This is a genomic window from Tissierella sp., assembly GCF_052089545.1.
In the GTDB taxonomy this organism is placed as follows: Bacteria; Bacillota; Clostridia; order Tissierellales; family Tissierellaceae; genus Tissierella_A.
Genome location: NZ_JBQDAA010000041.1, coordinates 1 through 13,878 on the forward strand (window position 1 = coordinate 1; position 13,878 = coordinate 13,878).

Consider the following 13,878-nt stretch of genomic DNA (forward strand, 5'->3'; position numbering starts at 1 on the left):
TCCAATACCATAAGAAAGTCTTCTTACTGTGAAAGCTTCACTAGCTCCTCCACCTTGTTTTTTTATTACTGTACCTTCATAAACTTGAATTCGTTCACGAGTTCCTTCTATAACTCTATAATGAACTTGAACAGTATCACCTACATCAAACTTAGGCATATCGTCTCTTAATTGTTCATCTTCTATCATTTTTATTATATCCACTGTTCAAAACCTCCCTTCTCCTAAGATGTTCATGCTATATAAACAGAGGACCATCCGTATTGCATATCTTTGGTATTATAACATAATTAAAAATCCAATTCAACTATTTTTATTGAGCTCTTCTTCTATAAGCAATAGTAAATTTTCTTCTTCATTAGTTAATTTAATATTTTTTAATAAATCTGGTCTTTTTATAGCTGTAGCTTTTAAAGATTCATATTCTTTCCATTTTTCAATCTTACTATGATTCCCAGAAAGCAAAACATCCGGTACAGTTATATCATTAAATTCTCTAGGTCTTGTATACTGTGGATGTTCTAATAGTCCCTCATAATGAGATTCTTCTGTATAGGATTCTTCATGTTTCAATACACCTGGAAGAAGCCTTGCTACAGAATCTATAATCACCATCGAAGGAATCTCCCCACCTGTCAAGACATAATCTCCTATAGAAATTTCATCATCTACATAATTTTCAATGACTCTATTATCGATACCTTCATAATGCCCACATAATAATATTAAATGGTTTTCTTTGGAAAGATCATTAATTATATCTTGATCCAACAATTTTCCCTGCGGAGACATATATATGACTTTAGATTCTTTTTCCTTTATACTATTTATAGCATCATATATAGGTTGAGGTGTCATTAGCATTCCAGATCCCCCACCAAATGGATAATCATCAACCTTTTTATGTTTATTTTTAGAGAAATCTCTAATATTAATAAAATCAAGATTTAAAATATTTTTTTCTATAGCCTTTCCTATCATACTCCAGTTTGATAGATTTGAAAAAAACTCTGGAAATAAAGTGAGTATATCTATTCTCATTCTATCATTCCTTCAATTGTATCTATTATAACTTTTTTTTCAATTATATTTACCTCTTTAATAAACTCTTTAACAGCAGGTATTAAATATTCTTTTTCCTTATCTTTTATTACATATACATCATTACTAGGATTTTGTAATATTTCTTTAATATCTCCTACAAACTTTCCTTCAATATCAAATACTTTACACCCAATTAATTCATATATAAAATATTTATCGTCAGGTAATTTCACCCTATCTATTTCATCAATGTAAATTTTTTCACCTTTTAAAAATAAGACTTCATTTATATTATTAAACTCTTTTAGCTTTAATAATACCATATTCTTATGGTATCTTACATTTTCAATTTCAACAGGATCTTTTTCATCTCCTATATAAATCTTATTAAGGTCAGAATATCTTTTTAAATCATCAGTATGAGGATCAAGTTTTACCTCACCTTTAATCCCATGTGTATTTATAATTTTTCCTATTACAATATAATTCATATTTACACCTACCATCAATTTAGAAAAATTATACCTATTGTATAATTTCAACTACAACTCTTTTGTTTTCCTTAATAGCTGCAGCCTTTACCACTGTTCTAATAGCTTTGGCAATTCTTCCTTGCTTACCTATAATTTTCCCCATATCTTCTTCTGCTACTTTCAATTCAATAATAACAGATTGAGAACCTTCTACTTCATTTACACTTACTTTTTCTGGATCATCTACTAGTGATTTCGCAATATATTCTACCAATTCACCCATAGTTGCACCTCCTAGAATTATTCTTCAGTGTTTTCTTCTTTTTGTTCATAAACTCCATTTGATTTAAATAGTCTATCAACACTATAAGTTGGCTTAGCACCATTGTTTAACCAGTTCTGAGCTCTATCGTTATCTATTTTAATAGTTTTAGGTTCAGTTAGTGGGTTATAGTATCCAATTTCTTCTATAAATCTACCATTTCTCGCAGCACGAGAATCAGCTACAATAATTCTATAAAATGGAGATTTTTTAGCACCAATTCTTTTCATTCTTATTTTTACAGCCATACTTTTCACCTCCTTTAAATTAATATATATATTAGAAAAAAGGTAATCCAAATTTTCCTTTTTTCTTCATTGACTTTTCCATGCTACCAAATTTTTTCATCATTTTTTTAGTTTCTTTAAATTGCTTTAATAATTTATTAACTTCAGGTGCAGATGTACCGCTACCTATAGCAATTCTTTTCCTTCTACTGCTATCTATAATCTCTGGAGTTTGCCTTTCTTTTTTAGTCATAGATTTTATAATAGCTTCTATTCTTCCTATATCTTTGTCGCTAACATCTAATCCTTTTAATGCTTTAGAATTCATTCCAGGCATCATTGCTAACAATTCATCTAATGGTCCTAAATTTTTCATTTGATCTAATTGTTCCAAAAAATCATCAAAAGTAAATTGGGCTGTTCTCAATTTTTTTTCAAGTTCCATAGCCTTATCAGTATCTATATTTTCTTGGGCTTTTTCTATAAAACTTAAAACATCACCCATACCTAAGATTCTAGAAGCCATTCTGTCTGGATGAAATGTCTCTAATTCATCAAGTTTTTCACCCATACCTACAAATTTTATAGGTTTATCTGTTACAGCTCTTATAGAAAGTGCAGCACCACCCCTAGCATCACCATCTAATTTAGTTAATACTACTCCCGTAATACTAAGTTTACCATCAAATGTTTCAGCTACATTTACTGCATCTTGACCTGTCATAGCATCTAAAACTAAAAGTATCTCATTTGGATTTACAGCTTTATAAATATTTTCTATTTCATTCATTAAATCTTCATCAATATGAAGTCTACCTGCTGTATCTATAATAACTACATCATTACCATGTTTTTTAGCATGTTCTACAGATGCTTTTGCAATATCTACCGGATTTACTTTAGTTCCCATAGTAAATACTGGAACTCCTACTTTTTCTCCTACTACTTCTAGTTGTTTTACAGCCGCTGGTCTATATACATCACAAGCAACTAAAAGTGGTCTTTTGTTCTGTTTTTTTAAATTATTTGCAAGTTTTCCAGAAGTTGTTGTTTTACCAGCTCCCTGCAATCCACTCATAAGTATTACTGTTGGTGGTGTAGAAGCAAAGATGATTTTTTCTTCTTCTTTTCCCATTAAGCTTGTTAATTCTTCATTTACTATTTTAATTACTTGTTGGCCAGGAGTTAAGCTTTTCATAACTTCACTACCTATAGCCCTTTCCTTAACCTTTTTAATAAAGTTCTTAACAACCTTAAAGTTTACATCAGCTTCTAGAAGGGCAAGTCTTACTTCTCTCATAGCAGCATCTACATCTTTTTCTGAAACTTTTCCTTTTCCTTTTAGTTTACCTAATGCATCTTGCAGCTTTTCAGCTAAACTTTCAAATACCATTAATTACCGACCTCCCTACTGTTCTTAAGTATTTCTCGTCCGGTATTTTCTATTCTTTCTATCTCAATTAATAAATTTTCTTTTTCAATATTTTTTTTATCCTTTAAATCAGTTGATAGCCTTTTTGAAATTTTAATAATAGATTCTATAGCCGAGCTGTTTTTTTTAAACTCATATACTAAGCCAAGATTCTCTTCATATTCATATAACTTTTTTTCAGATCTTTTTAAAGTATCATATACGGCTTGTCTGGTAATATTTAATTCTTCACCTATTTCAACTAAAGACAAGTCATGAATATAGAATAATTCAATTACACTTAATTGCCTTGGACTTAATAATTTGCCATAAAAATCAAATAGAATACCAACCTCAACTATTTTCTCAACCATTGTATCACCAACTCAATAATAGTGTCAAGCTTTTTACTTGACACTATTTATATTAATATATTTTTAATTCTTTGTCAATAGTTTATTCAAAAATTGCATCTACAAATTCATCTGGATCAAATGGCTGCAAATCATCTATTCCTTCTCCTACTCCTATCAATTTAACTGGAAGTTGCAATTCTGATTGAAGTGCTATTACAACTCCTCCCTTTGCCGTACCATCTAATTTTGTAAGGGCTATTCCTGTAATATGTGCAACATCTTTAAATACTTTTGCTTGATTTATAGCGTTTTGTCCAGTTGTAGCATCAAGAACTAATAACACTTCTTTAGTAGCATCTCCATATTCTCTATCTACAATTCTAAAGATTTTATTTAATTCTTTCATTAAGTTTGATTTATTATGAAGCCTACCTGCTGTATCGCATATTAAGATATCAGTATTTCTAGCCTTAGCAGCATGCACTGCATCAAATACTACGGCAGCTGGATCAGCACCTTCTTTATGAGATATAAATTCAACACCTGATCTGTTGCTCCATTCTTCAAGTTGTTCTATTGCAGCTGCTCTAAAAGTATCTGCTGCTGCTATAAGAACTTTTTTACCATCTCTTTTAAAATTATTTGATAATTTGCCTATTGTAGTTGTTTTTCCAACACCATTTACACCTACTACTAGCATAACCGCAGGGCTTGGTTCTAGATTTAAGCTATTATCATTTACTGATTCTTTCATCATAAGCTTTATTTCCTTTTTAAGTAGTTCTTTTATCATTTGTGGATCATTTACCTTTTCTTCCTTAACCCTTTTTCTTATCTTATCCATTAAATCCATTGTAGTATTTACACCTACATCTGCTGTAACTAAAATTTCTTCTAAATCTTCAAATAGCTCTTCATCAATCTTTTTATATGAAGATAAAACTGAACCTATTTTTTCACTCATTTCTTTACGTGTTTTACTTAGCCCACCAAATATCTTATCAAAAAAACCTTTTTCTTCATCTTTTTTATCTGTTTCGACATTTTTTTCTTTTATTTCTTCAGTCTCTATCTTTTCTTTTTCAGAATCATTTGCTTGCTTATCATCTTTAGCTTCTATTTCTTCAGTTATATCTAAAGCATTATCCTTTTTATCTTTATCCTTTTTAAACCAATTAAACATATTAATCCTCCTAACTTACTAGCTCATTGTTCACTTTATCCAGTTTCATTGAAATAATTCTGCTAATTCCTTTCTCCTCCATAGTTACACCGTATAATACATTTGCAATTTCCATTGAAAGTTTTCTATGGGTTATCAATACAAACTGCGTATCTTTATTAATCTTTTTTAGATAAGAAGTATATCTACTAATGTTTGAATCGTCCAAAGCTGCATCAATCTCATCTAATATACAAAATGGTGCAGGTTTTGTTTTTAATATTGAAAATAATAATGCAACTGCTACTAAAGACTTTTCTCCACCTGATAATAAACTAAGATTTTGTAAAACCTTTCCAAGTGGTTTTACCTTTATTTCAATTCCAGACTTTAATACATCACTACCTTCTTCATTGCTTAATTCTAAGGTGGCGCTACCTCCATCAAATAATTCAGAAAATATTTCAGAAAAATTATCTTTAATTTCTTCAAAACTATTTAAAAAACTTACTCGCATCTCGCTATCTATGTCTTTAATTATCTTTTGCAAGTTTTCTTTACTTTCTATAAGATCGCTATGCTGAGTTTTCATAAACTCTAATCTTTCTTTAACTTCTTTATATTCTTCTATAGAGGATAAATTTACATTTCCAAGTTTTTTTATTTCTTTTTTTAATAATTTAACTCTTTCTCTAAAAGCTTTAACATCTTCCACTGGTTTTTCCAGTAAAAACGCCTCTTTTAAACTTAATTTATAATCTTCTTTTAGTTTTATAAGTATATTTTCCTCTTCTAGTTCTAACTTGGAAAGAGATAACTCCTTTTTATTTTTATTTTTATCCAATATATTTATATTTTCATTTATTGTTCTTAAATTATCTTGTTCTTTATAAAATCTATTCATATATATATCTTTATTTTTTACAAAATCCTCAAGATTTTGCTTTAATTTTAATTCTTTATTTGTATTTTCTTTAATAATTTCAAGATTTATTTTCTTTTCTTTTATAATATTGTCAATATTTTTATTAGTCGATGTTATATCCTGTTTTTTTTGTTAGATTAATTTATCATTTTCTTTCTTTTTCTCTAAATTGTTTTTTATAGTAGTTTTGAAATTATTGATTTTATTTTTTATTAATTGGATATTAAGATTTATACTATTTATATCTTCATAAGCTTTATCTTTTAAAATTTTATTTTCTTTTAATAAATCTGATTTGATAGATAGTTTTTCTTTTATAGATTCAAATTTACTTAAATCCTTTTTCAAAGTTTCCTCATCCCTGATAGATTGTTCTAATGTATCTTTTTTAGTTTTTAAAATATATTTAATTTGACTTTCTGTTTTAATTATATCATTCTGAATAAATTCTCTTTCATTTTTTAATGATTTTTGTTCATTTTTAATATTAATAATATTTATATTGCATTTATTAAATTCTTTTTCTAATGTATTTATCTTATTTTGGGATAACTCAATCTTTTTCTTTGTATTTATATCATTTTTCTTAGAAGAATCTAATGATAGTTCTAAATCATCTAATGAAATTCTCATTTCTTCTATTTTCTTTTTTCTATTAATAATACTGATATTATTTTTATAACTTCCACCACTTAAGGAACCACCTGGATTTAAAATTTCACCTTCTAAAGTAACAATCCTATAAATATAATTAGTTTTTTTAGCAAAATTTATAGCATTTTCTATATTATCAATAACTATAGTTCTTCCTAATAAGGATTTAAATATATTTTCATATTTTTTACTATACCTAATAAGTTCATTAGCTAGTCCTATAAAACCATATTGTTTTAAATCCTTTATATTTAAAGTTAAAGTTTTACCTTTAATTGTATTTATTGGTAAAAATGTAACTCTACCTAATTTATTATCTTTTAAATATTTAATCATATTTTGGGCAGTTTTTTCATTATTTACTACTATATTTTGAAGATTCCCCCCCAAAGATATATTTATAGCCGTTTCATATAGAGAGTCTACAAATAATAAATCAGCCACTGTACCATGAAATCCTTTGTTATCTAAGTTATTGTTTTCTATAGCTTTAATCAGATTTTTTACACTTTTATAATATCCTTCATAACTATTTTGCATATTTTTATATAAATTATAACTTGAATATGTTCTTTCTATGTTTTTTTCTAAAGTTCTTATATTTTTAATGTTTTTTTCTCTTTCTTTTTCTAACTCTTCTTTTTGTAGTTTATATATAGATGTATCCTTAGTGTAACTCTCAGAATGTGACTCTAATTCTTCTTGATTCTGATTTAAATCTTTTATTTTTTCTTCTATTATATTTATTTTTTTATAAAGTTTTTCTTTTTCTAACTCTAATCTTTTTTCTTGATCTTGATTATTTAAATTAGAAGATTGTATATTATTTAATTTCCCTCTTTTATCAGCAATTTGTTCATAGATTAAATCCATTTCTTCTTTTTTATTAGCTATGTTTTTTTCTAAACCTATTATTTTACTGTTTATATCTTTTAAGTATTTGTTTTTTTCTTCATATTTTTGGTTTAAGTTTTTATATTCTTTTGATACTTGATTTTGCTTAGTATTCATTTCTAAAATTTCTTTATTTAGTATAGAATTTTGACTTGTTAAATTTATTAATTCATCATCTAATCTTTTTAAATCTCTGGTATTAAAATTTTCTTTTTCAAATAATAAAGAATTATTATTTTTAGTTTTTTCTTTTAATTTTGAAGTTTCATCTTTTTCTTGTCTTAAAACTTCTATTTTATTTTCTATTTCTTCAATTTGTTTTTTTAATAAATCAAATGAATTTTGTTTTTCTTGTTTTGTTTTTTCATTTTTATCTATTTCTTCATCTATTTCTTTTTTATGAGTTTTGATTTCTATTTTTTGTTTTTCTATATTTTTTATATCTCTTATATAAAGATTAGTTTCTAAGCCTTTTAACTCATCGAAATAACTTATAAATTTATTAGCTTTTTTAGAATCTGATTCTAATTTTTTATGTTGAATAGATATTTCCGAAATAAGATCATTTATTCTGATTAAGTTATCAGAAGTATTTTTAAGTTTTCTTTGTGACTCTTCTTTTTTAGTTTTATATTTAATGATTCCAGCAGCTTCCTCAAAGATATTCCTTCTATCTTCTGGTTTATTGCTAAGTATATCGTCTATTTTCCCTTGTCCTATAATAGAATAGCCATCTTTACCTATACCAGTGTCCATGAATGTCAATCTTATATCTTTTAATCTACACGCATTTTTATTGATATAGTATTCACTTTCTCCAGACCTAAACATCCTTCTGGTTACAGCAACTTCACTATATTCAAGTGGAATCGAACCATCTTTATTATCAAAAAATATAGTAACTTCTGAAAAACTTAAAGCCCTTCTTTTATTAGTCCCTGAAAATATTATGTCTTCCATTTTACTACCTCTAAGGTTTTTTACACTCTGTTCTCCTAAAACCCATCTAACAGCATCAGATATATTACTTTTACCACTACCATTTGGTCCTACAATTGCAGTAATATCATCTTTAAATTTAATTTCCGTTTTATCTGCAAAAGATTTAAAACCTTGTATATGAATTTTCTTTAAGTACAAATTAAACACTCCTATTTCTAATTAATTTGTTTTAAGTTCTTTTAAATATGATTTCATATATTTGTTAATATCTATTTTATCATAGTTTTCATCTATCTTTATTAATATTGTATCTAATTCAATATTTTTAGAATATATTTTTATATCAGCAAATTTATATTTTGTTTTCAAAAATTTTATATTCTTAGACCTTTGACCTGCTATATTAGAAACATTTTTAGATTTACAATAAATTTCGAGAATTTCACCTTCAGTTTTTATAATATTTTTACTTATAGAGTCATTCAAAATATTTATATATATATTCGCTTCAACAAGTTGTTTAAATGCTGGATGAAAGGGTCCATCTATAACATCTTTCCCAAGCTGAATATTTTCTGTAGGTTGTAATCCTACTCTAATAACATTTATATTATTTACATAAAACTCCATAAGTAAAGTAGTACAAATATCTACAGCTTCTTTTAATGTAAGAGGCTTGTACTCCTTTTCAATCATCATATTTTCTAGAAAAGTATCTTGTATGACAAGGGTAGGATAAATTCTTACAGATTGAGGGTTTAAGTTTATGAAAGTTTTTGCCGTTTCATAGGATCGTGCAAAATTATCTCCTGGAAGTCCAACCATCATTTGCAACCCTAGTTTAAAATCATATTCCTTTATAAGTTTAACAGCATCATATACATCTTGAGATTTATGACCTCTACCGCTTTTATATAGGACTTCATCATTTAGAGATTGAACACCTAGTTCTATAGTGTCTACCTTAAAATCTTTTAAATGTTTTAAAATAAATCGGTCTATAGTATCTGGCCTAGTAGATAATCTTATTTCATCTACTACTTTTTGTTTTTTATACCTAAGTGCTATATTTAGAAATTTTTTCTGTGTTTTTATATCTATAGCAGTAAAACTACCACCATAAAAGGCTATTTCTATGAAAGCTTCTTCTTTAAAATAAGATAAATATCTTTCTATTGTATTTTCTACATCTTTTTCTGTAATATTAGTTGTTGCACTTGCTATTTTTTTTTGATTACAAAATATGCAATCGTGAGGACATCCGAGATGCGGAACGAATATAGGGATTATATAGTGTTTACTCATTATTCTTACCTAGTAAAAACAAAGCAGACTTTGCTGCCATCTGTTCTGCTTCCTTTTTATTTCTTCCTTTACCGCTCCCCAAAAGATTCTCATTTAAAAAAACATTCATATAGAATATTTTATTATGTTCTGGACCTTCTTCTTTAAATATATGATACTCTATTTTAGAATTTGGACTTCTTTGATATTTTTCTTGTAATTCTGTTTTATAATCAGAAAAAAGCTCTCCTTTTTCTACTGCTTTTACAATATTATCTTCAAATCTATCTAGTAGTTGTTTGTTTGTTTCTTTAAAGTCACTATCCATATAAACAGCTCCTATTATTGCCTCAGTAGTATCAGCCAATATAGATTCTCTATTTCTCCCACCAGTAGATTCCTCACCTTTGCCTAGCAGTAAATAATCTCCAACACCTATCTCTCTTGCAACATATGCTAAAGAAGATTCACATACTACTTTTGCCCTAATTTTTGTAAGCTCTCCTTCTGAATGATTTGGATATTTTTTATAAAGGTACTGGCTAACTATTAAATTTAATATTGCATCGCCTAAAAATTCTAATCTCTCATTACTATTAATTATTCCAAGATTTTTTTCATTTGCATAGGAGCTATGAGTTAAAGAATTTTTCAAAAACGATTTATTTCTAAATGTATAATTTAATTTGTTTTCTAAGATTTTTAGATCTTCGTTTTTATTAGATGTTCTCATATGATATTTCCTCCAAATTTATAAAATAAATTCTAAATTTAATTTATTTTACCTGTTTCTTTTTATGGTTTTATTTTTATATTTTTAATTATATTTATTACATCTTTATCGATAAAATCAATTAATTGTCTTATACCATTTTCTATGGCCAATGCATCTGAACTTCCATGAGCCTTGACCACAGGCTTTTGTATTCCTAATAAAGGGACTCCTCCATATTCTCTATAGTCTGCTTTTGATTTAAGTTCATCTAATCCACTTTTAACAAGAAGAGCTGACATCTTCGAAAAAATATCTTTATTATAAATATCTTTCAATTCGCTCAATAAAAAAGATGCCACCCCCTCTGTTAACTTTAAAATAACATTTCCTACAAAACCATCAGCTATAATAACATCTGCTTCACCCATAGGTATATCTCTTGCTTCTATGTTCCCTATGAAGTTTATAGGTGCTTCTTTTAATAGTGAATATGTTCCTTTAACAAGATTATTTCCTTTACCCTCTTCTGTCCCAACACTTACAAGTCCTATAGTAGGGTTCTTTCTAGCTAAGATATTTTCCATATAAACTGACCCCATTATCCCAAATTGTTCTAAATATTCAGGCTTTGAATCTACATTTGCTCCTGCATCTACTATAAGTGAAATTCCTTTTTTAGTTGGATATACAGATGTAAGAGCTGCTCTATCTATGCCTTTTATGCGTTTTATTACAAAGAGTCCTCCTGCAAGTAGTGCACCAGTATTTCCAGCAGATAAAAATCCATCTCCTAGACCATTTTTTAAAGATTTAAGGCCTAAAACCATTGAAGAATTTTTTTTCCGCCTAATTGCTAAAGCTGGATCATCATTATTCGTAATAATATCTTCTGCATGCAATATTTCAATTTTTTCTTTATTGTAATCATATATTTTTAATTCTTTTTCAATTTTTTCTTTATTTCCTACTATAATAATGTTAATATCAAATTTTTTAATAGCATTTATACATCCTTTAATTATTTCTCCTGGAGCATTATCTCCACCCATTCCATCTACAATTATTTTCATTATAATCCTCCTAATGCCCTATATATTGATTTTTTACTTGAACTACTATTATTAAATATATACGAGCTCAAGTAAAAAATCAATATATAATTAAAAGAAGATAGTGGATATCCACTATCTTCTTTTAATTATTCTACTTCTATTACTTCTCTGTTTTTATAATAGCCACATGACTTACACACTCTATGTGGTAATTTTTGTTCATGACATTGTGGGCATTCTGTACTAGTTTTTTTATTTAATGTATAAGAAGAAGCTCTTCTTTTATTTTTTCTAGCTTTAGAAGTTTTTCGCTTTGGTACTGCCATTTAAAACACCTCCTTAATTCTTATCAAAAAAATCTTTTAATTTTTCAAGTCGTGGATCTATATTTTCTACAACACAATCACAAGACTCTTCATTTAGATCTGTACCACAAATTGGACACAATCCTTTACAAGTTTCTTTACATAAAGTCTTCATTGGTAATGAAGATAAAACTTCCATGAGAACATATTTTTCTATATCTAAGACATCATTGTCATAGTAAATAACGTCATCTTCTTCATCTTCATCTTGTATTTTCTTATAATTTTCTAGTTTACCATATAAAGATGATTCTACATTTTTTATAGTAGAACTTAAGCAACGGTCACAATTAGTTTTAAAAGTATAATAGATTTGCAAATCTATTATATATTCTCTATTTATTTTAGATATTTGACCCTTATATTTTATTGGATGTAGTATTTCAAAATCCTTTAGATCAATATTTACATCACTATTAATTATTTCATCTTCAAAGTAATAGATATTTTCATCTGTAGAAAATAAATTAGATAAATTAATGCTCATTATTTTTCACCTCTTTAACTAACAAAGATTATTATATAAACTAGAGTCTCTTTTGTCAAGAACTATATATTTTTTACTAAGTTTAAAGTGTCTCTAGCAATCATAAGTTCTTCATTAGTAGGTATTACCATAATTGTTACTCCACCTATGTTTTTGCTTATTATAGCTTCTTTTCCACGAGTCTTATTTAATTCAGGATCTATAATTATATTTAAACATTCTAATCCGTCACATATGCCTTCTCTAATAGTATCAGAGTTTTCTCCTATTCCAGCAGTAAATACTAATACATCAATGCTACACATTTGTGCTGAATAAGCAGCAATATATTTAGTAACTCTATTACAGAATACATCTAAAGCAAGTTTAGCTCTTTCATTTCCTTCATTTGCTGCAATTTCTAAGTCTCTAAAATCACTGCTTATTCCAGAAATTCCAAGTACTCCAGATTTTTTGTTTAATATATTGTTTACTTCATGAAAATCTATATTTTCTTTTTCCATTATAAAAGGTATGATTGCAGGGTCAATATCTCCTGAACGTGTACCCATTACTAGACCTTCTAGTGGAGTGAATCCCATACTTGTATCTATGGATTTACCTCCTTCAACAGCTGTTACACTTGAACCATTACCTAAGTGACAAGTTACAATATTTAAATCTTTTATGTCTTTATTAAGTATTTCTGCAGCTCTTTTAGATACATATTTATGTGATGTACCATGGAATCCATATCTTCTAACCTTATAATCTTCATAATATTTATAAGGAAGTGGATATATATAATTTTCCGCTGGTATTGTTTGATGGAAAGCCGTATCAAAAACTCCTACCATTGGTGTTTCTGGCATTAATGCCTTACACGCTTCTATCCCCATTATATTTGGTGGATTGTGTAGTGGTGCAAGTTCTATACAATCTTCAAGTGCTTGCATTACCTTTTCATCTATAATTACTGATCCTGAGAAGACTTCTCCCCCGTGAACAACTCTATGTCCTACAGCACCTATTTCATCCATAGACTTTATAGCTCCATAATCTTTATCTATTACCGCATCTAACACTAATTCTAAAGCCTTTTTATGGTCTTTCATAGGCTCTTCAATTATTACTTCTTCTTTTCCAGTAGTCTCGTGTTTAATTCTAGCTCCTTCGATTCCAATTCTTTCAACTAAGCCTTTAACTAAAACACTTTCATCTTTCATATCAACAAGCTGATATTTAAGTGAAGAACTACCACAGTTAATTACTAATACATTCATTTCCATTCCTCCTATAAACTTTAACTATAATAATAGTATTATATAACAATAGTATTATATCCTGGCTAAAAAATCAATAAAATATGTATTTTTAGATTTATTTATTTTTATTTAAACAACTATGTTATAATAATTAAAAGATTATTAGGAGGTTTTTATGAATATATTAGGATTGATTGCAGAGTATAATCCATTTCATTTTGGACACAAGTACCATCTAGAACAATCTTTAAAAGAAACTAACTGTGACCATTCTATCGCTATAATGAGTGGCTCTTTTGTACAAAGAGGTATGCCTTCTTT

At 27.4% G+C, this 13,878-nt stretch carries 17 protein-coding genes; 1 reads left to right on the forward strand and 16 read right to left on the reverse strand.

The window, feature by feature from the left end:
- The 16 genes from ACTHW2_RS04820 to ACTHW2_RS04895 form a co-directional block, all read right to left on the reverse strand.
- A partial coding sequence (locus ACTHW2_RS04820) for a 50S ribosomal protein L19 (RefSeq protein ID WP_442262730.1) occupies positions 1–204 on the reverse strand: 204 nt, incomplete at its 3' end.
- A 99-nt stretch (positions 205–303) separates the two neighbouring features.
- Positions 304–1,041, reverse strand: coding sequence for a tRNA (guanosine(37)-N1)-methyltransferase TrmD (gene trmD / locus ACTHW2_RS04825; RefSeq protein ID WP_442262732.1), 738 nt, complete (start codon positions 1,039–1,041; stop codon positions 304–306).
- Entirely contained in the window at positions 1,038–1,535 is a 498-nt protein-coding gene (rimM, locus tag ACTHW2_RS04830; protein WP_442262734.1) for a ribosome maturation factor RimM, read from the reverse strand. Before rimM ends, trmD begins: the two co-directional genes overlap by 4 nt.
- Before the next feature lie 34 nt (positions 1,536–1,569).
- Positions 1,570–1,800 carry a KH domain-containing protein gene (locus ACTHW2_RS04835; protein ID WP_442262736.1) on the reverse strand — a complete coding sequence of 77 codons (231 nt, stop codon included), beginning with the start codon at positions 1,798–1,800 and terminating at the stop codon, positions 1,570–1,572.
- Between the two features lie 17 nt (positions 1,801–1,817).
- Positions 1,818–2,087, reverse strand: coding sequence for a 30S ribosomal protein S16 (rpsP, locus tag ACTHW2_RS04840; protein WP_442262737.1), 270 nt, complete (start codon positions 2,085–2,087; stop codon positions 1,818–1,820).
- Between the two features lie 31 nt (positions 2,088–2,118).
- Positions 2,119–3,459: a signal recognition particle protein gene (gene ffh / locus ACTHW2_RS04845; RefSeq protein ID WP_442262739.1), complete on the reverse strand. Its 1,341-nt coding sequence runs from the start codon at positions 3,457–3,459 to the stop codon at positions 2,119–2,121.
- Positions 3,459–3,851: a YlxM family DNA-binding protein gene (ylxM, locus tag ACTHW2_RS04850; protein ID WP_442262741.1), complete on the reverse strand. Its 393-nt coding sequence runs from the start codon at positions 3,849–3,851 to the stop codon at positions 3,459–3,461. The genes ffh and ylxM overlap by 1 nt, the downstream gene beginning before the upstream one ends.
- Before the next feature lie 82 nt (positions 3,852–3,933).
- Positions 3,934–5,016 carry a signal recognition particle-docking protein FtsY gene (gene ftsY, locus ACTHW2_RS04855; protein ID WP_442262742.1) on the reverse strand — a complete coding sequence of 361 codons (1,083 nt, stop codon included), beginning with the start codon at positions 5,014–5,016 and terminating at the stop codon, positions 3,934–3,936.
- Between the two features lie 10 nt (positions 5,017–5,026).
- Positions 5,027–5,899 carry a hypothetical protein gene (locus ACTHW2_RS04860; protein WP_442262744.1) on the reverse strand — a complete coding sequence of 291 codons (873 nt, stop codon included), beginning with the start codon at positions 5,897–5,899 and terminating at the stop codon, positions 5,027–5,029.
- 153 nt (positions 5,900–6,052) lie between these two features.
- Complete coding sequence (gene smc / locus ACTHW2_RS04865; protein WP_442262746.1) at positions 6,053–8,608, reverse strand: chromosome segregation protein SMC; 2,556 nt, start codon at positions 8,606–8,608, stop codon at positions 6,053–6,055.
- A gap of 21 nt (positions 8,609–8,629) precedes the next feature.
- Positions 8,630–9,715: an elongator complex protein 3 gene (locus tag ACTHW2_RS04870; RefSeq protein ID WP_442262748.1), complete on the reverse strand. Its 1,086-nt coding sequence runs from the start codon at positions 9,713–9,715 to the stop codon at positions 8,630–8,632.
- Entirely contained in the window at positions 9,708–10,427 is a 720-nt protein-coding gene (gene rnc, locus ACTHW2_RS04875; RefSeq protein WP_442262750.1) for a ribonuclease III, read from the reverse strand. The genes ACTHW2_RS04870 and rnc overlap by 8 nt, the downstream gene beginning before the upstream one ends.
- Before the next feature lie 62 nt (positions 10,428–10,489).
- Positions 10,490–11,479 carry a phosphate acyltransferase PlsX gene (gene plsX / locus ACTHW2_RS04880; protein ID WP_442262751.1) on the reverse strand — a complete coding sequence of 330 codons (990 nt, stop codon included), beginning with the start codon at positions 11,477–11,479 and terminating at the stop codon, positions 10,490–10,492.
- Between the two features lie 128 nt (positions 11,480–11,607).
- Positions 11,608–11,787: a 50S ribosomal protein L32 gene (gene rpmF / locus ACTHW2_RS04885; protein ID WP_442262753.1), complete on the reverse strand. Its 180-nt coding sequence runs from the start codon at positions 11,785–11,787 to the stop codon at positions 11,608–11,610.
- 13 nt (positions 11,788–11,800) lie between these two features.
- A complete protein-coding gene (locus tag ACTHW2_RS04890; protein ID WP_442262755.1) occupies positions 11,801–12,313 on the reverse strand; it encodes a YceD family protein in 513 nt (170 codons plus the stop codon).
- A 62-nt stretch (positions 12,314–12,375) separates the two neighbouring features.
- Positions 12,376–13,575, reverse strand: coding sequence for an acetate/propionate family kinase (locus ACTHW2_RS04895; RefSeq protein ID WP_442262757.1), 1,200 nt, complete (start codon positions 13,573–13,575; stop codon positions 12,376–12,378).
- 157 nt (positions 13,576–13,732) lie between these two features.
- Here ACTHW2_RS04895 and ACTHW2_RS04900 point away from each other — a divergent pair.
- Positions 13,733–13,878: nucleotidyltransferase family protein (locus ACTHW2_RS04900; RefSeq protein ID WP_442262761.1), on the forward strand; the 146-nt coding region annotated here is incomplete at its 3' end.